This is a genomic window from Microvirga sp. KLBC 81 (genome assembly GCF_003075415.1).
In the GTDB taxonomy this organism is placed as follows: domain Bacteria; phylum Pseudomonadota; class Alphaproteobacteria; order Rhizobiales; family Beijerinckiaceae; genus Microvirga.
On sequence record NZ_QDAH01000038.1, the window covers coordinates 1 to 21,483 of the forward strand.

The 21,483-nt window shown below is 62.2% G+C and carries 20 protein-coding genes; 11 read left to right on the forward strand and 9 right to left on the reverse strand.

The window, feature by feature from the left end; all coding sequences use genetic code 11:
• Positions 1–234: 234 nt before the first annotated feature.
• Positions 235–666, reverse strand: coding sequence for an Lrp/AsnC family transcriptional regulator (locus DC522_RS20275; protein WP_116530461.1), 432 nt, complete (start codon positions 664–666; stop codon positions 235–237).
• Between the two features lie 123 nt (positions 667–789).
• Between DC522_RS20275 and DC522_RS20280 the strand changes: the two genes are divergently transcribed.
• A complete protein-coding gene (locus DC522_RS20280) occupies positions 790–1,368 on the forward strand; it encodes a cysteine hydrolase family protein (protein WP_116530462.1) in 579 nt (192 codons plus the stop codon).
• Between the two features lie 115 nt (positions 1,369–1,483).
• Here the strand turns inward: DC522_RS20280 and DC522_RS20285 are convergent, their stop codons facing one another.
• Positions 1,484–1,942 (reverse strand): GatB/YqeY domain-containing protein, encoded by a 459-nt coding sequence (locus tag DC522_RS20285; RefSeq protein ID WP_116530463.1) that lies wholly within the window; start codon positions 1,940–1,942, stop codon positions 1,484–1,486.
• Positions 1,943–2,086: 144 nt separating this feature from the next.
• Between DC522_RS20285 and carA the strand changes: the two genes are divergently transcribed.
• The 4 genes from carA to DC522_RS20305 all read left to right on the forward strand — a co-directional run bounded on the left by carA (position 2,087) and on the right by DC522_RS20305 (position 5,261).
• Positions 2,087–3,304, forward strand: a complete 1,218-nt coding sequence (carA, locus tag DC522_RS20290) for a glutamine-hydrolyzing carbamoyl-phosphate synthase small subunit (protein ID WP_116530464.1) — start codon at positions 2,087–2,089, stop codon at positions 3,302–3,304.
• 216 nt (positions 3,305–3,520) lie between these two features.
• Positions 3,521–3,895 carry a hypothetical protein gene (locus tag DC522_RS20295; protein ID WP_116530465.1) on the forward strand — a complete coding sequence of 125 codons (375 nt, stop codon included), beginning with the start codon at positions 3,521–3,523 and terminating at the stop codon, positions 3,893–3,895.
• 83 nt (positions 3,896–3,978) lie between these two features.
• Complete coding sequence (locus DC522_RS20300) at positions 3,979–4,527, forward strand: cupin domain-containing protein (protein WP_116530466.1); 549 nt, start codon at positions 3,979–3,981, stop codon at positions 4,525–4,527.
• A gap of 41 nt (positions 4,528–4,568) precedes the next feature.
• On the forward strand, positions 4,569–5,261 hold the full coding sequence (locus DC522_RS20305) for a class I SAM-dependent methyltransferase (protein WP_116530467.1): 693 nt from the start codon (positions 4,569–4,571) through the stop codon (positions 5,259–5,261).
• Here the strand turns inward: DC522_RS20305 and DC522_RS20310 are convergent.
• From DC522_RS20310 to DC522_RS20320, 3 genes are all read right to left on the reverse strand, one after another.
• A complete protein-coding gene (locus DC522_RS20310) occupies positions 5,258–6,508 on the reverse strand; it encodes an MFS transporter (RefSeq protein ID WP_116530468.1) in 1,251 nt (416 codons plus the stop codon). The genes DC522_RS20305 and DC522_RS20310 overlap by 4 nt on opposite strands.
• 138 nt (positions 6,509–6,646) lie before the next feature.
• Complete coding sequence (locus DC522_RS20315) at positions 6,647–7,042, reverse strand: GtrA family protein (protein ID WP_116530469.1); 396 nt, start codon at positions 7,040–7,042, stop codon at positions 6,647–6,649.
• A gap of 2 nt (positions 7,043–7,044) precedes the next feature.
• Positions 7,045–7,860 carry an SDR family oxidoreductase gene (locus tag DC522_RS20320; protein WP_116530470.1) on the reverse strand — a complete coding sequence of 272 codons (816 nt, stop codon included), beginning with the start codon at positions 7,858–7,860 and terminating at the stop codon, positions 7,045–7,047.
• A gap of 200 nt (positions 7,861–8,060) precedes the next feature.
• On the opposite strand from DC522_RS20320, the gene carB reads away from it, so the two are divergent.
• The 3 genes from carB (at position 8,061) to DC522_RS20335 (ending at position 12,670) form a co-directional block, all read left to right on the forward strand.
• Positions 8,061–11,531, forward strand: coding sequence for a carbamoyl-phosphate synthase large subunit (carB, locus tag DC522_RS20325; protein ID WP_116530471.1), 3,471 nt, complete (start codon positions 8,061–8,063; stop codon positions 11,529–11,531).
• A 108-nt stretch (positions 11,532–11,639) separates the two neighbouring features.
• A complete protein-coding gene (gene greA / locus DC522_RS20330; RefSeq protein ID WP_116530472.1) occupies positions 11,640–12,116 on the forward strand; it encodes a transcription elongation factor GreA in 477 nt (158 codons plus the stop codon).
• Between the two features lie 41 nt (positions 12,117–12,157).
• Entirely contained in the window at positions 12,158–12,670 is a 513-nt protein-coding gene (locus DC522_RS20335; protein WP_133239322.1) for a hypothetical protein, read from the forward strand.
• Positions 12,671–12,688: 18 nt separating this feature from the next.
• Here the strand turns inward: DC522_RS20335 and DC522_RS20340 are convergent, their stop codons facing one another.
• Positions 12,689–13,174, reverse strand: coding sequence for an Lrp/AsnC family transcriptional regulator (locus DC522_RS20340; protein WP_116530474.1), 486 nt, complete (start codon positions 13,172–13,174; stop codon positions 12,689–12,691).
• A gap of 164 nt (positions 13,175–13,338) precedes the next feature.
• Between DC522_RS20340 and DC522_RS20345 the strand changes: the two genes are divergently transcribed.
• From DC522_RS20345 to DC522_RS20355, 3 genes are all read left to right on the forward strand, one after another.
• Positions 13,339–14,352, forward strand: coding sequence for a mitochondrial fission ELM1 family protein (locus DC522_RS20345; RefSeq protein ID WP_116530475.1), 1,014 nt, complete (start codon positions 13,339–13,341; stop codon positions 14,350–14,352).
• The gene (gene trxB / locus DC522_RS20350; RefSeq protein WP_116530476.1) at positions 14,352–15,314 is read left to right on the forward strand and encodes a thioredoxin-disulfide reductase; all 963 of its coding nucleotides are present in this window, start codon (positions 14,352–14,354) and stop codon (positions 15,312–15,314) included. Before DC522_RS20345 ends, trxB begins: the two co-directional genes overlap by 1 nt.
• A gap of 113 nt (positions 15,315–15,427) precedes the next feature.
• A complete protein-coding gene (locus DC522_RS20355) occupies positions 15,428–16,318 on the forward strand; it encodes a LysR family transcriptional regulator (protein ID WP_116530477.1) in 891 nt (296 codons plus the stop codon).
• 540 nt (positions 16,319–16,858) lie between these two features.
• Here the strand turns inward: DC522_RS20355 and DC522_RS20365 are convergent.
• The 3 genes from DC522_RS20365 to DC522_RS20375 all read right to left on the reverse strand — a co-directional run bounded on the left by DC522_RS20365 (position 16,859) and on the right by DC522_RS20375 (position 21,447).
• Positions 16,859–18,583, reverse strand: coding sequence for an AMP-binding protein (locus tag DC522_RS20365; RefSeq protein WP_116530479.1), 1,725 nt, complete (start codon positions 18,581–18,583; stop codon positions 16,859–16,861).
• Between the two features lie 197 nt (positions 18,584–18,780).
• Positions 18,781–20,820, reverse strand: a complete 2,040-nt coding sequence (locus DC522_RS20370; protein WP_116530480.1) for an elongation factor G — start codon at positions 20,818–20,820, stop codon at positions 18,781–18,783.
• 153 nt (positions 20,821–20,973) lie between these two features.
• Positions 20,974–21,447, reverse strand: a complete 474-nt coding sequence (locus tag DC522_RS20375) for a DUF992 domain-containing protein (protein WP_116530481.1) — start codon at positions 21,445–21,447, stop codon at positions 20,974–20,976.
• Positions 21,448–21,483: the final 36 nt, after the last annotated feature.

Sequence of the window (21,483 nt, forward strand, 5' to 3'; positions counted from 1 at the left end):
GAGGGTCACACCGCATTCCGTCCGCACACCACCCCATTGGATCATCAAAGCGTGCCAATCAGCCTGTTTCCACACAGGCTCTCTCCCACGTCAGACATCGAGCCGGACCGCTCCTCGCGCCCCCTCGATTGATGCCGCACCTCGGACGGCTCTCACGCCCCGGGGACGCCTCCGCGCGCTCTTTGACAAAACATCCTGAATGACACGACGGCAAACTCAGCCGGGTGAACCCCTTCAGCCCCGCGACCACTCGGTCGCCAGCACGATATGCGTTGTGGCGGTGGCAACGCCCTTCACAGCGGCAACGGTATCCCTGATCGTGTTGAGGGTCGCATTGGAGTCGCAAGCGACCATCACCATCAGGTCGATCGATCCGGTCAGCGAGTGGCAGGCGACGATTTCAGGAATGCCGGAAAGACAAGGCACCACCTGCTTGCAGCGGAAACCCGGCTCGAAGGTCACGGCGATCATGGCGCGCACGGCGGGGTCGTGCTCGGAGGCCAGTTCCACCGTATAGCCCTTGATGATGCCCTCGCGCTCGAGGCGGCGCATTCGCTCCTGGGTCGCACTGCGGGACAGGCCGACACTGCGGGCGAGGCCGACGAGGCTCTCCCGGGCATTCTTCCGCAAGGCGGCAACGAGGATCTTGTCTTTGTCGTCCAGCATGGCGCCCCATCCGCCGCCTTGAGGCGGTCCAACCGGCATTTAGCCGGTCAGGCCGTCATCTTGTCGAGTGAAACCGGCCGAACATTCATGGAAGCTTGAGCCCAGTTTCACAAGGAGCTTCCGATGCCTTCCGACCTCACGAACGCGGTTCTTCTGCCCATCGACATGCAGAAAGCCTTCGATGGCCCATCCTGGCCGCGCCGCTGGAACAAGGCCGTCGATGCCAACGGTCTGTTGCTCATCGAAGCCTGGCGGGCGGCGGGACGCCCCATCATCCACGTCCGGCACGATTCGGTTGAGCCGAACTCGAGCCTTGGCCCTGCCCAGCCGGGCAATGCCTTCCGGGAGGGCTTCGGGCCGAAAGGTGACGAGCCGCTCGTCACCAAGAGCGTGAACTCGGCCTTCATCGGCACCGACCTCGACCTGCGCCTCCGGCGGCTTGGAATCGACACCATCGTCGCCTTCGGCATCGCGACCGATATGTGCGTGTCGACCACAATGCGCATGGGGGCCAATCTGGGCTACCGCATGATCTTGGTCGAGGATGCCTGCGACTGCTTCGACCTGCCCGACGGCAGGGGCGGCACCATTCCGGCGGAAACCGTCCACGCGACGCATGTGGCGACCTTGGGCTTCGAGTTCGCCAAGGTCGTCACGACGCGGGAGCTGGCTCAGACGCTCACGGGAGCCGAAGCGGCCTGAGAACATGCTTCCCGTCATGCCGGGCTTGTCCCGGCCATCCCGATCAGAAGAACGCTGCGTTTCGCACTATCGGCATCCCCGGCCTTGTGCCGGGGATGCCGAGCGGTGGGACAGCTCACCCCTTCGGCAGCATGTCCTTCACGAGGCCGCTGGCCTTGGCGAAATCCATGCGGCCGGCATACTTGGCGCGTAAGATCCCCACGACCTTGCCCATATCCTTCATGGAGGCGGCGCCCGTCTCGGCAATGGCGGCTTCGATGGCAGCCTTCGTCTCCGCCTCATCCATCTGCTTCGGCAGGTAGGCGGAGATCACCTCGACCTCGTTCTTCTCGGCTTGAGCCAGTTCCTCGCGTCCGCCCTGCTCGTACATGGCGATCGATTCCTGGCGCTGCTTCACCATTTTCTGCAGCAGAGCCAGGATTTCCTCATCGGAGAGCGGCTCCTTGCCATTGCCGCGGGCCTCGATGTCCTTGTCCTTCAGGGCAGCCTGAATCAGGCGGATCGCGCCAAGCTTGCCCTTGTCGCCGGCCTTCATGGCCTCTTTCATATCGGCGGTGAAACGTTCGCGCAGCATGCGGATCTCCTTTAAATTAAGGTGGCTTCAAGCGTTGACGGGACGCGAGCGGCCCCTTAAGTCACGGGGACAGTTCACGGACGGCCCTTAACGGGCCTGCTCAAGCACGGCCTGTTGGCCCCGGACTTACAAGAGATCATGACGATGCTGCAAGACAAAGACACCGCCGGGTCCCACTCGGGTGGCTGGGAAGAGCCACGCGCAACGGCCGTTCTCGTGCTCCAGGACGGCACGGTGCTGGAAGGCTTCGGCGTCGGCGCCGAGGGCGAGGCTACCGGCGAAGTCTGCTTCAATACGGCGATGACGGGCTACGAGGAGATCCTGACGGACCCCTCCTACGCCGGGCAGATCATCACCTTCACCTTCCCGCATATCGGCAATGTCGGCACGAACGAAGAGGATATCGAGAGCGTGAACGCCGCCTCGTCCTCCGGCGTGCGTGGCGTGGTGCTGGCCGCCTCAATCACGGAGCCCTCCAACTGGCGCGCCTCCCGCGACCTGGACGCCTGGCTGAAAGCCCGCCAGATCGTCGGCCTCTCGGGCATCGACACCCGTGCCCTCACGGCCCTCATCCGCGACAAGGGAATGCCGAACGCGGTGATCGCCCATGACCCGAAGGGCGAGTTCGATATCCCGGCCCTCAAGGCCAGGGCTGCCGCCCTTCCCTCCATGGATGGCCAGGACCTCGTGCCGCTGGTCACCAGCACCCAGCGCTTCGACTGGGACGAGACCACCTGGACAAGGGACGAGGGCTACGGCCATCAGGACGGCCAGCCGAAGCATCACGTGGTCGCCATCGATTACGGCGTCAAGCGCAACATCCTGCGCCTGCTCGCCCGCGCCGGATGCAAGGTGACGGTTGTGCCTGCCACCGCTACCGCTGCCGAGGTCCTGGCGCTGAAGCCCGATGGCGTGTTCCTCTCCAACGGCCCCGGCGATCCGGCGGCGACCGGCGAATATGCCGTTCCGGTCATCCAGAAGGTGCTGGAGCAAAAGATCCCGACCTTCGGCATCTGCCTCGGTCACCAGATGCTGAGCCTGGCCGTGGGCGCCAAGACCCAGAAGATGCACCAGGGGCACCATGGGGCAAACCACCCGGTCAAGGACAAGACCACCGGCAAGGTGGAGATCACCTCCATGAACCACGGCTTCGCGGTGGATCCGGCGACGCTCCCGAAGAACGCCGTGGAGACGCACGTCTCCCTGTTCGATGGCTCGAATTGCGGCATCGCGCTCACCGACCGCCCGGCCTTCTCGGTGCAGTACCACCCGGAAGCCTCCCCCGGCCCGCAGGACAGCCACTATCTCTTCGACCGCTTTGTGAAGCTGATGGACGAGGGCAAGACGAAGCAATCCGCGTAAAAGGCTTGTTTTACGTGGATCTTCCAGATCGCGCCGTCACTCACGCCGGGTGACGGCGCTTTCTTCTTAAACGTCACGCTGGCCTTCGGGACGTGCTTTTTCACACGCAGATGCAGCCGCGACAAACGCGGACGTTGCCTCGTCCCCCCAAATCACGTTAACCAGTCATTAATCATAAAAACCAATGATTCCGGGCTATTTTTGGGGGTTTCTCCGATGGATTTTGATCACGATTCCGGCGATTTCGGCCGTCTGCACAACCTGTTCACCTTCCACCTCGGCATTGCCGTCACGCTGTCCTGGCTGACCTCGCTTTATGCCGCCGTCTATGCGCCGTGGGTGCGCAACATCCGACCGCTCATCGACCCCACCAATGTCGGTACGGTGGAGAGCACCTGGTCGTATCTCTTCATCTTCCCTGTCGTGCTCACGATGGCGTGGCTGATCTCCATCTTCGGACAGAACGTCTTTGCCAAGTTCCGCCTCCTGAAGAACCAAGCCATCGAGTTCGGCATTGCGGCCGTCGTCGCCTTCGTCATGTTCTATCTCTCCATCGACCGCGCCGTTGCGGCGATGCTGTTGGGCATGTGAGCGGAAGAGCTTCAAGCCCAACGCTTCAGCTCGATCTTTCGCGTGAGCCGCGCGTTCCTTCCCCATCGAGAAGGGAGATCAGCATGGCTCAGGCAAAAGGATATGGCGATCCGACGGGCTACAACACGCCGCTGGGTACGGAGACTTACGTTTTCCAAAGCAACGGCATCGTGCCTAACAATTCTCTGCCGTTGATCGTCCGCCGCGGCGCCGTCACGCCGGATCAGGACGATCCCGCGAAAGCGTTCGAGACCACCTTCGCCCGGAATGGCTGGACCAATTCCTGGCGCAACGGCATCTTCCAATTCCATCACTATCACCCCAACACCCATGAGGTGCTCGGCGTTTTCTCGGGCTCAGCCACCGTCCGCTTCGGCGGCGAGGATGGCGAGACCGTTGCCGTATCGACAGGCGATGTCGTGATCGTTCCGGCGGGTGTGGCCCATGCCCTCATCAACTCGAGCGATGACTTCGCCGTCGTGGGCGCCTATCCGGGTGGCCGCAGCTACGATACCGTGCGGGACGACCCCAACGCGCTTGCCGCCTCGCAGCAGCAGATCGCCCGGGTGCCCCTGCCCGACATGGACCCTGTCGATGGCACGGATGGACCGCTGACGAAGCTCTGGGCTTAAGCATGATGACGCAGGCCTAAGCTTGGGCTAGAACTCGCCTCATGTTGAACTGGCGAGATTACTGGAACCAAGACACGCCGATCTATTCGGGCGAGCGGCACAAGCTGCTGCACTACAAGCTCGTGGCGAACGACATTATCGGCCTCATCCCCTCCCGAGAGGCGGTCGTACTCGACTACGGTTGCGGCGAAGCCCTCTTTGCCGATCAGGTCGCCGCGAAGTGCGCGAAGCTCTATTTGAGCGATGCCGCTCCCCTCGTGAGAGAACGCCTGCAGGAGAAGTTCGGCGCGAATGAGCGTATCGTGATCCTCGCTCCCGATGAGGTCGCCAGCCTTGCGGACGCATCGCTTGATCTCATCGTCGTGAACTCGCTTCTGCAATATCTTTCTCTTGATGAGTTGCGCAGCCTGCTGAAGCTCTGGCGCTCGAAACTGAAGAGCGGCGGCAAACTCGTCATCGCCGATGTGATCCCACCCGATGTGAGCCCGGTCACGGATGCGAAAGCGCTTCTCTCATTCGCCTGGCAGGGTGGCTTTCTGACGTCGGCCCTTCTCGGCCTCGCTCGCACGGCCTTTTCCGAGTATCGCAAGATCCGAGAGGAGATTGGGCTCGCACAGTACAGCGAAGACGAGATCGTCGATATTCTGCGCGACGCGGGTTTCGAGCCGAAACGCGCCGCACGCAATCTCGGTCATAACCCGGCGCGGATGACCTTCGTCGGACAGGTTGCCTAGGCTCTCGCGAGAGAGCGCTTTTCGCTGGCGATCGACCAGGCAAGCACGCCGAGACCGGCGACGGCCAGAACCGCGCCGACCCAGCCGGTCGCCTCGAAACCATAGCCTGCCGCAATCGCAAGGCCACCGAGCCAGGCACCAAGGGCATTCGCAATATTGAAGGCCGAGTGGTTCGAGGCGGCGGCCAATGTCTGCGCATCGGCTGCGACATCCATCAATCGCGTTTGCAGAGCAGGACCAAGAGCGACACTGCAGCCGACGAGAAAAACGAAAGCTGACAGCAGATAAGGATTATGGGCCGTCAGCCAGAGCAGCGTCATGACGACTGCGCTGCCGGCCAACGTTCCTGCGATGGTGCCGATCAGGTTCTTGTCGGCAAACCACGCACCAACGAGATTGCCGGCGATCATGCCGGAACCGAACAGAGCCATCATCAACGGCACAGTGCTCTCCGGCATGCCTGCAACGTGGGTGGCTGTCGAAGCGATGTAGGAAAACACGGAAAACAGACCACCGAAGCCAACGGCGCCGATGGCGAGCGTGAACCAGACCTGCTTGCGCTTGAAGGCACCGAGTTCTCGCATCGGGCTTGCGCCCTCCTCCACCCGATCCTTCGGCAGGAACAACCAGATGAGAACAACGGTCAGCGCCCCCATGAAGCCTACAGCGGCAAACAGAATCCGCCAGTTCAGGATCTGGCCGAAGAACGTCATGATGGGTGTGCCGATCAGGGTTGCCACCGTCAGCCCCATCATCACGCGGGCCACGGCCTGGGTGCGCTTCTTGGGTTCGACGAGAGATGCCGCGACCAGCGCCGCTACGCCGAAATAGGCGCCGTGTGGAAGACCGGTCAGGAAACGCATCAGCACAAAGGATTCGAAAGTCGGCGCAATGGCGCTCACCAGGTTTCCAACTGCGAAGATCGCCATGAGAAGAAGCAGCAGCGTCTGTCGCGGGAGCTTTGCCGCGAGCACGGCAATGATGGGAGCACCGACGACGACGCCGAGAGCGTAGGCACTGATGGCATAGCCTGCCTGTGGCGTCGTGACGGCGAATTCCTGCGCCAGATTGGGCAACAGCCCCATGATGGCGAACTCCCCCGTGCCGATGCCGAAGCTGCCGACGGCGAGCGCCAGCTCGATGAGAGCAACAGTGAGGCGCGACTTGGTAGCGGCATGCCCATGACCTGGCCCATGATGACTTGGCGCAGCCGGGCGCGCTTCCTCTGCAATCGCCAGATCGGACATCGAAAACCTCGGGGAATTCTGGAAGGAGCAGATGCGCTTATTGCACTGCAAAAAGATTCTGGCGACCCGCTGGGATGCAGCCCTGACCTGCATCAGAATCCTGGAACGTTTCAGAGGCAGGCCAAAAGCGCTGCTTGCTTATGCAAATGTCCAAATCTTGTGCGCCATGAAGCTCCACAGCATTACGACGCCTGTGGTGATGACCTGCGCCGGCAGGTAGGGGCCGCCGATCCAAACCGTGAAGGCATGCATGAGAAACCAGGTCAGCAGGAAGCCGACGAAGGCAACCACGGCGAAACGCCACGTCGCCTCGCGATGCGGACGGCTGCTCTGATAAGTATGCCTGCGGTTGAGCACATAGGACACTAAGCCACCGGCCACATAGCCGGCGAGGGTTGCCGGGACAGGATGAAATCCTCCTCCTTCGACCAGAAGGATGAGCAAGCCGTAATGAGCCACGGCCGCCGCGAGTCCGACCCCGAAGAAGGCTGCGAACTGCCGGCTGAGACGGTGGAAGGAGGATAACGCGGTCACGCCTACCCGTTAGCCTCTTCTGCAGATCGCGTCACCTCGCCTCTTTGAAGAGCCCCGGCAATTTTGCGGATCATGGCGCGAGGCAGAAACTTCGCCCCGAACGTTCCCAACCGGTTGGTCACGCCGGTCACCACGATGGCCTTGCCGGCCTCATAGCCGTCGACACCCATCCGCGCGACCGCGGCGGCGGACATGGCGCCTTGCTTGAAAAGCTTGGAGCTTTCGAGATCGGCCATTGCGGAAAACTCGCTTTCGGTCGGGCCGGGACAGAGCGCCGTTACCGTAACTCCTCGGGACTTCGCCTCCTCGTGCAAGGCCTCAGAGAAAGAGAGCACGAAAGCCTTCGTGGCATAATAGACTGCCATATAGGGCCCAGCCTGGAAGGCGGCTGTCGAAGCCACGTTCAGGATACCGCCCCGCCCTCGCTTAAGCATGCCAGGCAGCATGAGGCGGGAAAGCGCCGTGAGCGCCGTGACGTTGAGATCGATCATGGCGATCTGCCGCTCGAAGGGCAGGGTTGCAAAGTTACCCCTCAGCCCGAATCCTGCATTGTTCACAAGAGTATGGACCTGAATGCCCCGATCCCGGAGCATTTCGACGAGATCTTGGGGCGCCTCCCTGTCCTCCAGGTCGAGGGCCATAACCTCGATCTGCACCTTGTGAGACCTCTGGATCTCATCCGCGAGAGCCTCGAGCCGCTCATGACGCCGGGCAGCAAGGACCAGAGAATAGCCACGCGCCGCGAAAACCCGCGCCAGTTCCGCACCGATCCCGCTCGATGCCCCGGTAATTACAGCCCAACGCGATGCCTCATCCATCCTCTGCCTCCTTGGGGGTTCCCCATAAACGCGGGCGATCATGCCGCATGGGGAGACCTGTCGCCAAATCATGGCTTAGGTCTTTGAATTTCTGACATCTCCGTGTAAGAGCCTCTCTCAACCTTCAATCTGACACATCCCGGCTGCGCTTGAAGCGCCGCATAGAGCGGCCGCGCGGCTGGACACGCCTGGGTGGGCCTATGCCGAAGCGGACAGACATTTCCTCCATTCTCATCATCGGCGCAGGACCGATCATCATCGGTCAGGCCTGTGAGTTCGATTATTCGGGCACGCAGGCCGTCAAGGCCCTGAAGGAGGAAGGCTATCGCGTCGTCCTGGTGAATTCGAACCCCGCGACGATCATGACCGACCCCGATCTCGCGGACGCCACCTACGTGGAGCCGATCACCCCTGAGATCGTCGCCAAGATCATCGAGAAAGAGCGCCCTGACGCGATCCTGCCCACCATGGGCGGCCAGACGGCGCTGAACTGCGCCCTCTCCCTCAAGAAGATGGGCGTGCTTGAGAAGTTCGGCGTCGAGATGATCGGCGCGACGGCGGAAGCCATCGACAAGGCCGAGGATCGCCAGCTCTTCCGCGAGGCGATGACCAAGATCGGCCTCGACACCCCGAAGTCCCGCCTCGCCAACGCCTCGGCCCTCAAGAAGGCCGACAAGGAAGCCTATCTCGCCGAGCTTGCCCGCCTCGAAGCACTCGACATCCATCCCGGCGACAAGAAGCGCATGATCGCCGCCTACAAGCTGAAGTGGGATGGGGCCGAGAACGACCGCCGCAAGCGCTATCAGGAACACGCCATGGGCGAGGCTCTGCTGGCGCTCGCGGAAGTGGGCCTGCCCGCCATCATCCGCCCGTCCTTTACCATGGGCGGAACCGGCGGCGGCATTGCCTATAACCGCGAGGAATTCCTCGACATCGTCGAGCGTGGCCTGGACGCCTCCCCCACCAACGAGGTGCTGATCGAGGAGAGCGTGCTCGGCTGGAAGGAGTATGAGATGGAGGTCGTCCGCGACAAGGCGGACAACTGCATCATCATCTGCTCCATCGAGAACTTCGATCCGATGGGCGTGCACACGGGCGATTCGATCACGGTCGCGCCGGCTCTCACGCTCACCGATAAGGAATACCAGATCATGCGCGACGCCTCGCTGGCGGTTCTGCGCGAGATCGGCGTCGAAACCGGCGGCTCGAACGTGCAGTTCGCGATCAACCCCGAGAACGGGCGCATGATCGTGATCGAGATGAACCCGCGCGTGTCCCGTTCGTCCGCTCTGGCCTCGAAGGCCACGGGCTTCCCCATCGCCAAGGTCGCGGCGAAGCTCGCGGTCGGCTACACGCTCGACGAGATCGCCAACGACATCACCGGCGGTGCGACGCCGGCTTCCTTCGAGCCCACCATCGACTACGTGGTCACGAAGATTCCGCGCTTCGCGTTCGAGAAGTTCCCCGGTGCCGAGCCCACCCTCACCACCGCGATGAAGTCGGTGGGCGAGGCCATGGCCATCGGCCGCTCCTTCCCTGAATCGCTGCAGAAGGCGCTTCGCTCGCTCGAAACGGGTCTCACCGGTCTTGACGAGATTGAAATCGAGGGGCTCGGCAAGGGCGACGACAAGAACGCCATCAAGGCCGCGCTCGGCACGCCGACCCCGGATCGCATCCTGAAGGTCGCGCAAGCCCTTCGTCTCGGCATCAGCCATGACGAGGTCTACGCATCCTGCAAGATCGACCGCTGGTTCCTGGAGCAGCTCCAGGACATCGTCGACATGGAAGCCAAGGTGAAGGCTCACGGCCTGCCCAGGAGCCCGGGCGCCTTCCGCCAGATCAAGGCGCTGGGCTTCTCCGATGCGCGGCTGGCGGTTCTCGCCGGCAAGACCGAGTCGGAGGTTCGCGAGGCGCGCCGCGCTCTCGGCGTGCGCCCAGTCTTCAAGCGCATCGATACCTGCGCGGCAGAGTTCGCCTCCCCGACTGCCTACATGTACTCAAGCTACACGGCTCCGTTTGCTGGCCAGCCCGCCGACGAGGCCAATCCGTCGGACGCCAGGAAGGTCATCATTCTCGGCGGCGGCCCGAACCGTATCGGCCAGGGAATCGAATTCGATTATTGCTGCTGCCATGCGTGCTTCGCCCTGAAGGACGCTGGCTATGAAACCATCATGATCAACTGCAACCCGGAGACGGTCTCGACCGACTACGACACCTCCGACCGGCTCTATTTCGAGCCGCTGACGCAGGAGGACGTGCTGGAGATCATTGAGACCGAGCGCTCCAAGGGCACGCTCCACGGCGTGATCGTGCAGTTCGGCGGCCAGACCCCGCTCAAGCTTGCCCATGCGCTGGAAGAGGCGAATGTGCAGATCCTCGGCACCTCGCCGGATGCGATCGACTTGGCCGAGGACCGCGACCGGTTCAAGCGCCTCCTGGACAAGCTGCACCTGAAGCAGCCGAAGAACGGTATCGCCTATTCCGTGGAGCAGGCGCGCCTGATCGCCGCCGATCTCGGCCTGCCTTTCGTGGTGCGCCCGTCCTACGTGCTCGGCGGCCGCGCCATGGCGATCATCCGCGACGAAAACCAGTTTGAGGATTACCTGCTCGGCACCTTGCCCAGCCTGATCCCATCCGACATCAAGGCTCGTTACCCCAACGACAAGACGGGTCAGATCAACACGGTTCTGGGTAAGAACCCGCTCCTCTTCGACCGCTATCTCTCGGATGCGATCGAAGTGGACGTGGACTGCCTCTGCGACGGCAAGGACGTGTTCATCGCCGGCATCATGGAGCACATCGAGGAGGCGGGCATCCACTCGGGCGATTCCGCCTGCTCGCTGCCGCCGCGCTCGCTCTCGAAGGAGACAATGGCCGAGCTGGAGCGCCAGACGAAGGCTCTCGCCCTGGCGCTCGACGTGGGCGGCCTGATGAATGTGCAATACGCCATCAAGGACGGCACGATCTATGTGCTTGAGGTAAACCCCCGCGCCTCGCGGACCGTACCCTTCGTGGCCAAGGTCATCGGCGAGCCCATCGCCAAGATTGCGGCTCGCGTGATGGCCGGCGAGCCCCTGGCCAAGTTCGCTCTGACCCCGAAGGAACTGCCGCATATCGGCGTGAAGGAAGCCGTGTTCCCCTTCGCCCGCTTCCCAGGCGTGGACGTGCTGCTTGGGCCGGAAATGCGCTCCACGGGCGAGGTCATCGGCCTCGACCGGGGCTTCGGCGTGGCCTTCGCCAAGAGCCAGCTCGGCGCTGGCAGCCAATTGCCGAAGACCGGCACCCTCTTCGTCTCGGTCCGCGACTCGGACAAGGCCCGAATCCTTCCCGCAGTCCGGCTGCTGGAGGAAATCGGCTTCCAGATCGTGGCGACCGCCGGCACCCAGAAGTATCTCGAGGAGCAGGGCGTCAAGGCAAAGCGCATCAACAAGGTGCTTGAAGGGCGCCCCCACGTGGTGGATGCCATGAAGAACGGCGACATCCAGCTGGTGTTCAATACCACCGAAGGGGCGGGTGCTCTGTCAGATTCCCGTTCGCTACGACAAGCTGCCCTCTTGCATAAGATACCTTACTACACCACTCTTGCAGGAGCGATCGCTGCAGCCGAGGGCATCAAGGCCTATCTCGGCGGTGATCTCGAGGTCAGGGCGCTTCAGGACTATTTCGCCTGAGGTGTTCCTGCCTGCACAATGGAACTGCGAAGCTTCTGGTAAGTTTTCGTTGACATGCGAGGGCGCTGGAAACAGCGGCCTCGTACCTCTTTTTGGACGAGACAAACGATGGACAAGGTCCCTCTGACGATCAAGGGTTTTGCGGCGCTCGAGGAAGAGCTCAAGCACCGGCAACAGGTTGAGCGCCCCCGGATCATCCAGGCGATCGCGGAAGCCCGCGCGCTCGGCGACTTGTCGGAAAACGCCGAATACCATGCCGCCAAGGAAGCCCAGTCCCTCAACGAGGGCCGTATCCTGGAGCTGGAAAGCCTGATTTCCCGCGCGGAAGTCATCGACATCGCGAAGCTCTCGGGCGAGCGAATCAAGTTCGGGGCCACCGTGAAGCTGGTGGACGAGGACACCGAGGAAGAAAAGACCTATCAGATCGTGGGCGAGCCAGAGGCCGACGTCCGCTCCGGCCGGGTCTCCGTGTCCTCCCCCATTGCCCGCGCCTTGATGGGCAAGACCATCGGCGACACGGTGGAGGTCTCCACCCCCGGTGGTGGGAAATCCTACGAAGTCGTGGGCGTTCAGTTCCGCGTGTAATATCCAATATGATGAGGGGGCATATGATGAGAGATCAGGCCATGCTCCCCTTATCCCGCCGCTCCTTCCTGACGAGCCTCGCCCGCACCGGCCTTGCCGGTGCGGGACTGTTGGCGCATGTCTCGGCTCAGGCCCAAGCCTTCCCCAAATATTTCTCTTCGTTCTCCGTCGATGTCAGCCCCTTGAAGGCTAAGGGGCTCGGTCCCTTTGCCGATCTCGTCGGCCAAGCTGCCCTTGATCAGCTGCGCCGTTCCTTCGCCGACCGGGTCGATCCGCGCGGCCCGCGCTTTGTTCTGGTCATTACCGGGATCTTCCTCACCTCGTCCCCCGACAACGGGAGGGGTTGGCGGCGCCACGGCGGCGGTGGTGGTGGCGGAAGCGACGGCATGGACGGCGAGGCCCTGGCCGTTGGCCCCAGAGGCCAAATCCTGGCCCGTCATCCGCAGCACGCGGCGCGGGATCCTGACACCAGCAGCCTGAACCCGGACGAGCAGGGTCGCGCAGTGGCCATGGCCCAGCATTATGTCTGGTGGCTGCGGCGCAGACTCGGATGAGAGCTTAAGGCCAGGGCCCTATTCGGTCACTTCCGCGATGTCCTGGATCGGCACCAGCGGCTCGTCCTTGATCAGGTCGAGGGTAAGGGCGGTCCGGACGTTGCGGACGTTGGGCAGGGACGTGAGCTCGGAGACGAGGCCCTGGAAGGAAGCCAAGTTGGGGGCCACGCATTTCATGATGAAGTCGATATCGCCCGACAGGGTCCAGCATTCGCGGACCATGGACCAGTCCCTCACCCGCTGCTCGAACTCCTGGAGCTCCTTCTTGCCCTGAACGTCGAGCTGGACCATGGCAAAGCACACGATCTCGAAGCCCAGGCCCTTGGGGTCCAGAATGGCGCGATAAGCCTTGATGATCCCCGCGCTCTCGAGCGCCCGCACTCGGCGCAGACATGGCGGCGCTGAGAGGCCCACGCGGCGGGCCAGCTCCACATTGGTGATGCTGCCGTCGGCTTGCAGTTCCTTCAGGATAGCCCAGTCAATCGAATCGAGGCGTCCGCGCACGGTTACTCCAATAGGCGCAAGCCCGGCTCTTCAAGGCCCAGGTCATGCAGCACTTAAGTCAAAAAACTCGTCTTGGCTGAGTAGACCGTGTAAAGGGTCGACACAAGCGGGACGGGCGATTAAGTCGCAACGAACCACATGAACTCCACAGGCTCATTGATCGAATGTTGCGCGACAACACCGGCCTTATCACCTGGGTTCTGACCGATGGCAAGGCCGGGGACGAGCTGCAAGCCTTGAGCGTGGCAGAGGCCCTGGGCCTTCAGCCCCAGATCCGCCGGGTGAAGCCAAGAGCGCCTTTCACCTGGGCAATGCCTTGGGGACCTATTGACTTCCGGGAGCGATCCGGCGCTCCCAGCAGCCCCATCACCCCGCCCTATCCCGATCTGCTCATCGCCTCCGGGCGCAGGGCCGTCCCCTATCTGCGCTTCATCAAACGCGCCTCGGGCGGGCGGACTTATACGGTTCTCCTGAAAGATCCTCGGACGGGACCGAAGACCGCCGATTTCATCTGGTCGCCGGATTACGACCGGCTGCGAGGCCCCAACGTCCTGACGACCCTGACGCCGCCGCACCGGGTCTCTCCAGACAAGATTGCGGCTGCACGCGCGCAGCCCGATCCTCGCCTAGCCTCCCTGCCCCATCCTCGAGTCGCCGTGCTTGTCGGGGGCGACAGCCGTCATCATCGGTTTACGGATAGAGATATTGCCCGCTTCGTTGAGCACCTGACGACCCTTGCGGAACCAGGGGCCGGGCTGATGATCACAGCCTCCCGCCGTACACCTTCGGCTCTGCGGGAGGCCCTCATCGACCTCACCGTGCGGCACAACGCCTATTTCTGGGACGGTACCGGCGAGAACCCTTACGTCTCCATGCTCAGTCTTGCCGACTTCATCGTCGCCACGGCAGATTCCTTCAACATGATCGGCGAAGCGGCAGCGACGGGCAAACCGATCCTGGTCTTCGAGCCTTCCGGTGGGCATCCCAAACTTGATGTTTACATGGCGGCCATGAGGGCCCATGGAGTTGTGCATCCATTCGAGGGCCGTCTTGTAGGACAGCCCTACGAGCCCTTAAATTCAACGCCCAAGATTGCTGCTGCCATCGTCCGGGGCTTCAGCCTTCACCGACGCTCGCTCGGTTTGCCGGACCTGGCTTTTTCGCTGGAGATTTCCTGATGGCCCATTCTCACGCCAAGCTCATCATCATCGGCTCGGGGCCTGCAGGCTATACGGCAGCGATCTATGCGGCACGCGCCCTGCTCGAACCCGTCATGATCTCGGGCTTCCAGCCCGGCGGGCAGCTCATGATCACCACGGATGTGGAGAACTATCCGGGTTTTGCAGAGGTGATCCAGGGCCCCTGGCTCATGGAGCAGATGCGCCTTCAGGCCGAGCATGTGGGCACCAAGATGATCTCGGACCACATCGTGAAGGTGGATTTGAAGCAGCGCCCCTTCCGCCTGGAGGGCGATTCCGGCCACACCTATACCTGCGATGCCCTGATCGTCGCGACGGGCGCCCAGGCCAAGTGGCTGGGCCTGCCCTCCGAGGGCCTGTTCCAGGGCTTCGGCGTCTCGGCCTGCGCCACCTGTGACGGCTTCTTCTATCGCAACAAGGAGGTCGTGGTGGTGGGCGGCGGCAATACCGCTGTCGAAGAGGCACTCTACCTCGCGAACCTCGCCTCCAAGGTCACCCTGGTCCACCGCCGCGATTCCCTGCGCGCCGAACGCATCCTGCAGGATCGCCTGTTCAAGCACCCCAAGATCGAGGTGCTCTGGAACAGCGCCGTCGAGGAAATCTGCGGCACGGAGAACCCTTCCTCGGTCACCCATGTGAAGCTGAAGAACCTGGTTTCCGGCGAAGTCTCCGACTTCAAGACCGACGGCGTGTTCATCGCCATCGGCCACAAACCTTCCACGGAACTATTCGTCGGCCAGCTCGACATGAAGCCGGGCGGCTACCTTCAGGTGAAGCCGGGCTCGACCAGCACCAATATCCCCGGCGTCTTTGCCGCCGGCGACGTCACGGACGACGTTTACCGCCAAGCTGTGACGTCGGCAGGCATGGGGTGCATGGCTGCCCTGGATGCTGAGCGCTATCTGGCCGCCCTGGAGGCCACCCAGGAGGCCGCTGAATAGGGTTTGTTAACAACTGGTTATCCCTTGGGCAGGATTCCTATTGCATCCTGCGTCCAGCTCATAAGAGATTGGGTGCCCCGCATCGGGAGAATGCAGGGCAGCAGGGGAACGCCGTGGACTGGGATAAAATCCGGATTTTCTACACCGTCGCGGAAGCGGGCAGCTTCACCCGCGCCGGTGACGATCTGGGCCTGAGCCAATCCGCCGTCAGCCGTCAGATCAGCGCCCTGGAGCGCGAGCTGAAGGCCCCCCTCTTCCACCGACATGCCCGTGGCCTGATCCTCACCGAGCAGGGCGATCTGCTGTTCCGCGCCGCCCGCGACATGCGGATGCGCCTGGAAACCACCAAGGCTCGCCTTGTCGAGACGAGCGAACGCCCCTCCGGCGAGCTGAAGGTGACGACCACCGTAGGCCTCGGCTCGATCTGGCTGGCCCAGCGCGTCGCCGAATTCATGGATCTCTATCCGGATGTGCGGATCGAGCTGATCCTCTCCAACGAGGAGCTGGACCTTGCCATGCGCGAGGCGGACGTGGCCATCCGCCTGCGCCGCCCAGCGCAGCCGGACCTGATCCAGCGCCGCCTCTTCACGGTGCATTTCCACGTCTATGCATCGACCGACTATATCAAACGCTTCGGCGAGCCGAAGACCCTGGAAGAACTCGACGAGCACCGCATCATTTCATTCGGCGGCGACCAGCCGTCCTACCTGATGTCGGTGCATTGGCTCTCGACCGCTGGACGAGAGGGTCGCGAGCCGCGTCAGTACCATTACGTGGTCAACAACATCACGGCCCTGAAACTCGCAGTCGAAACCGGTGCCGGCATTGCGGTGCTGCCGGATTATGCAGCCGTGGGCAATCCGAACCTGGTCCAGATCCTGCGCGATGTGGAGATGCCCTCACTCGACAGCTATCTGGTCTATGCGGAAGAAATGCGCTCCGTCGCCCGTGTCCAGGCGTTCCGCGACTTCCTGATTTCCAAAGCCCAGCGCTGGACCTACTAAGCTCCGAAAAGCCTTGAATCACCCCCTCTGAGAGGAGGCATGGCAGTTTTATGTCATGGTCTCGCTCAAGCCATGCGTGCAGCGCAGCCCTTTCATGAGGCATGTTGCATTGCAAATAAGTCGAATGCAGCCGATATGGGCATTGGCTGATTTCAACGCGGCACCGCTTTTCTTCCTCCCGGCGCTGCCGTGTCGGCCGTTCCCTCTGGAAGGTTTTGACTTCTATTTGTCGGACCTCACTTCATGCCGGGCCTTTGGCCCGGCTTTTTTCTTTTTCAGCACTCGCAAAGCCTGAGCATCGGGCCCAAAAGTGGCCTTGCACTTTTGGGGCCATCCGATGCTCCCTTTTTGGAATCGCGCATCGTTGAGTGCGGAAAACCGGATCCACTTTTCGCTGACGCAGACCTTCGGTTCCGCACGATGCTCTACAGCATCGGACCCAAAAGTGGATTTGCACTTTTGGGACCCATCCGATGCTTTCTCCTTGAATGAGAGCATCGTTGAGAGCGGAAAACCGGATCCACTTTTCCGCACGATGCTCTAGTGGTGAGGTATGACCTCCTCCTTGAGGACGCGGCGCAGGACCTTGCCCACATTGGTCTTCGGCAGCGTCTCCCGGAATTCGATCCGGCGGGGCACCTTGTAGCCGGTGAGGTTCTCCCGGCAGAATTGGCGCAGGTCTTCAGGATCGAGACTCGGATCCTTGCGCACCACGTAAGCCACGACCGCCTCGCCCGATTGCTCATCCGGCAAGCCGATGACGGCAGCCTCCATCACACCCGGGTGCTTCACGAGCACATCCTCGACCTCGTTGGGATAGACGTTGAAGCCGGAGACCAGGATCATGTCCTTCATTCGGTCCACGATCTTCACCTGCCCGTCGGGCAGGATCACCGCCACATCGCCGGTACGGAAATAGCCGTCCTGCGTCATCACGCGTGCGGTCTCGTCAGGGCGCTGCCAATAGCCCGCCATCACCTGGGGCCCCTTCACGCACAGTTCGCCACGTTCGCCCGGCGGCAGGATGGTGCCGTCGTTCGCGCGGACCGTCACTTCAGTCGACGGCAACGGATAGCCGATGGTACCGGTGAACTCCTCGATATCGAGACGATTGGCGCAGACCACCGGCGATGTTTCCGACAGGCCATAACCTTCGATGATGGGCTGACCGGAAATCTCCTTCCACTTCTTCGCAACAGCTTCCTGGGTTGCCATGCCGCCGGAAACGGCAAAGACCAGCTGCGAGAAATCGACCTCCCTGATGCCCGGCGCGTGAGCGAGCGCATTGTAGAGCGTGTTCACGCCGGACATGAGCGTGATCTTGCTCTTCTTGAGCGTCTTCACGAAACCTGGAATATCGCGCGGATTGGCGATGAGAAGCTGACAGCCACCGATCTTCGTCATGAGGAGCCCACACACCGTGAGACCGAAGATGTGATAGAGCGGCAGCGCTGTGACCATCACGTGGTCCTCACGCTCACCGAAGTAGGGGCGCATCCACGCTTCACATTGCAGCACATTGGCTACCACATTGCGGTGGAGCAGAACCGCACCTTTCGCAACGCCTGTCGTGCCGCCGGTATATTGTAGGAAGGCGATGTCATCACGCGTGACGGTGACAGCTTGCGGTTTCTTGCGCGCGCCTTCACTCAACACGGCCTTGAACGGCACGGCCTTCGGCAGGCGGAAGGGTTTGACGGCCTTTTTCACATGGCGCGAGACGAGATTGACGATGGCGCCTTTAAGACCCAGCAGATCGCCCGGTGTCACGATAACCACACGATCAAGCCTGAGATCGGGCAGAGCCTCCTCCACCGTCTGTCCGAAGTTTTCGAGCACGAACAGGAAGCGCGCCCCGGAATCCTTCAGCTGATAGGTCAACTCGCGTGGCGTGTAGAGCGGGTTGACGTTGACCACCGTGCCACCGGCCAGTAGCACGCCATAGAGGATCGCCGGATAAGCCATCACGTTCGGCAACATGATCGCGACACGATCGCCCTTGTTCAGGCCCTGCTGCTGGAGCCAGGAAGCGACGGCATCAGCGCTCTGCCCGAGCCGCGTATACGTGATGCGCTTGCCAAAGCTCTCGGCGGCGACACGGTTCGGGTATTCCGTGATGGCGTTGCGGAAGATGTCGTTGAGGGTGCCGATATTCGCGTCTTCAATGACCTGAGGCACGTTTGGCGGATAGGAATTGAGCCAATGCCTATTCGAGGCTTGGCCCGCCGGGTCCGTCACAGCGGCCGGTTGAGTTGTGGCGTTCATTGTTTTCCTCCCGCTCCAGGGCGAGTCTGTTTCAGACGAGATGGCGTCTCCGGTAAAGCTTAGATTGGAGCGGAAGGAAGAATTTGTCGATGGGCGCCCCCTCGACGAGGAGTCGTGACGCCCACCGACGATGCTCTCTTTCTGGAGTAGCGCATCGTGTGACGCGGAAAACCGGATCCACTTTTCCGCACGATGCGCTAGTGAGTCTTCTGCAGGACCATGTCGGCGGGCCTGCCGCTGAGCTCAGCCATGTGATCGAAGCGGGTCGAGAAGGTGCCGACGCCCGCCGTGACCGAGCGCAACTCGACGATCAGGTCGCCGATTTCGGATTCCGGGATAGTGGCGTTCAGCACTTCCCAACCTGCCCAGCCAGGCCGTCCATCATAGCCGAGGATCTGACCCCGCCTTGCGGTTACAAGGCTGGTCGCCTTGGACAGGGCTTCGGTGGGAATGGTTATTTCCACCGACAGGATAGGCTCCAGCAGCACAGGCTTAGCCTTCGGCAGGGCTTCCGCCAGAGCGAGCTTCGCCGCTGCCTGGAAGGCGGCATCGGAGGAATCCACCGTGTGATAGGAGCCGTCCGTGAGGCTCACCGCGAGATCGACCACGGGAAAGCCCAGCGGGCCGCTTTTCAGGGCATCGCGCACGCCGGTCTCCACAGAGGGGATGTATTGGCGTGGAACGACGCCACCCGTGATCCGATCCTCGAAGGCAAAGCCTCCGCCGCGCGGCAGCGGCTTGATCTCGATCATCACGTCGCCATACTGGCCGTGTCCACCGGTCTGCTTGCGATGGCGTCCGCGGGCGGAGGCCGGCAAGCGGATCGTCTCACAATAGGCGACGCGCGGCTTGGCGATGTCGACGCCGACCTGGAAGCGTGAGGCGAGTTTTTCCACCGCAACACGCAGGTGCATCTCACCCTGCCCGAGCAGACGAATCTCGCCCATCTCAGGCCGGTTCTCTACCACGAGCGACGGGTCCTCCTCTGTGATCTTCGCGAGCGCGCTCGAGAGCCGCACATCGTCCTTGCGATCCTTCACCTTGAGGGCGACTGCGTAGACAGGCTCAGGCGGAGCTGACGAGACAATGGTTTCAGGCCTGTTCTTGTTTGCTGCCAAACTGTCGCCTGTCGCAATGCCTTCAAGCCGTCCGAAGCCAACCGTATCACCGGCAACCGCTTCGGCTTTGCGCGTGGTGGTGTTGCCCACCATCGTGAGCAGGCTGCCGACGCGGCTTTCAGCGCCGCGCGAGCCCACGACCGTGTCGCCTTCACGGAAGGTGCCGCGCATCACCCGCGCGACGGAGAGCTTGCCGCCCTGCCCCATATGCAATGTCTTCATCACATGCGCGAGCGGCGCGCCCTCTTCGGAGATTCCAAGACGGGCGCGCGTTTCCGCGAGCGTCGGCGCTTCGTGACGCAGGGCTTTCAAAAGGCGCGTGACACCGTTGCCGCGCTCGGCGGAACCAATGAGCACGGGCACCACATGCCGGTCGCGCAGTTCTTTTGAGAGATCGTCGAAGATGCGGTCGCGCGGAGGCTCGATCTCGGAGATCAACTCCTCCATCAACTCGTCATCATAATCAGCGAGCTTCTCGAGCATCGCAAAGCGCGCTTCGCGCTCGCGCAGGCTTTCGCCGTCGGGCATCTCCACCACTTCGCTCGGCGCATGCTCGCGATAGATGAAAGCGCGTTCCAGCGCGAGATCGATGAAGCCCACCGCAATGCCGTCTTTCCAGAGCGGGATCTGGCGCAGCAGCAAGGGCGTACGTGATGCCTGCTGCAGGAGGCTCAAGGTCTCGCGCACACGCTGCGTCGCCGTGTCGATTTTGTTGATGAAAAGGAAACGCGGAATGTCCGCTTCCTCCAGCTCCCGCAGGATCACTTCAAGCGCGGGGACCTTACGTTCGTCGGACTCGCACACCACGATGGCCGCATCGCAAACCGGCGTGACATTGCGCATCTCGTGCAGGAATTCCGTGGAGCCGGGGCAATCGATGAAGGTCATCGTCTCGCCGAGGAATTGAACGGTCGCCACATTCGGCTCGATGCTCATGCCGTGGGCACGGGCCTCTCCACTCGCATCGCCGACACTGTCGCCATTGGCCACGCGGCCTGCACGCGAGATCGTGCCGGTGCGCTCCAGGATCGCTTCGAGGAGCGTGGTCTTGCCGCTCTGAAATGGGCCAACGATGGCAATGCATCGCGGGCCCGCAGGTCCTCTGCCGTTGGGTGCCATGGTAGTCTCCTCCCTGCCCCCGTCAGCGCGCTCTTAGCGGTCGCGTTGAGGGGAATGCTCTGCCTGTCGGGAGGAGTTGGCAAGGGGTCTTTTGCGCAAAAAGAAACGGTCAAGCTCTGGCTTGACCGTTCGGAGGAGGCCCAGACGTGATGCTTATCGGATGGCCCGCAGTTCGAAATCGCCAACGCCCAAGGCAAAGTTCAAGCCTGTTTGGCCGCTGACGGACAGAGGCTGGAGAGCGATGGACCGGTTCGATCCGCCCACCAGAACGTTTGCGCCAAGGCCTGCGCCGATTGTTGCCTCGGCGGAAGCTCCGGCATAGCTCCCTGCCAGGGCACCGGGCATAACGCTGCCTCCAGAGAAGACAGCCCAGGTCAGAATACCTCGGTTGGTTGCCCCGATATCCAGACCGAACCGCCGGATCACGCCGACATAATGTTCGTTCCTGCCACGCCGAGGATTGAAGACACAGGCCGTGGTCTTCTGTGATGTGAGGATGAGGCCCACGCTGCCGGAGACATTGCAGGTCAGAACGCCAACCCGGGACCTTGTTTGCGCCTGCGCATCGGAAGAACCGAGCAGGGACGTCACAGCAAGTGCGGCAACGGGGAGAGCTACGCGAAGCATGGTGATCTCCTAAGCTTGTCGAAGCTTAGCGATCAA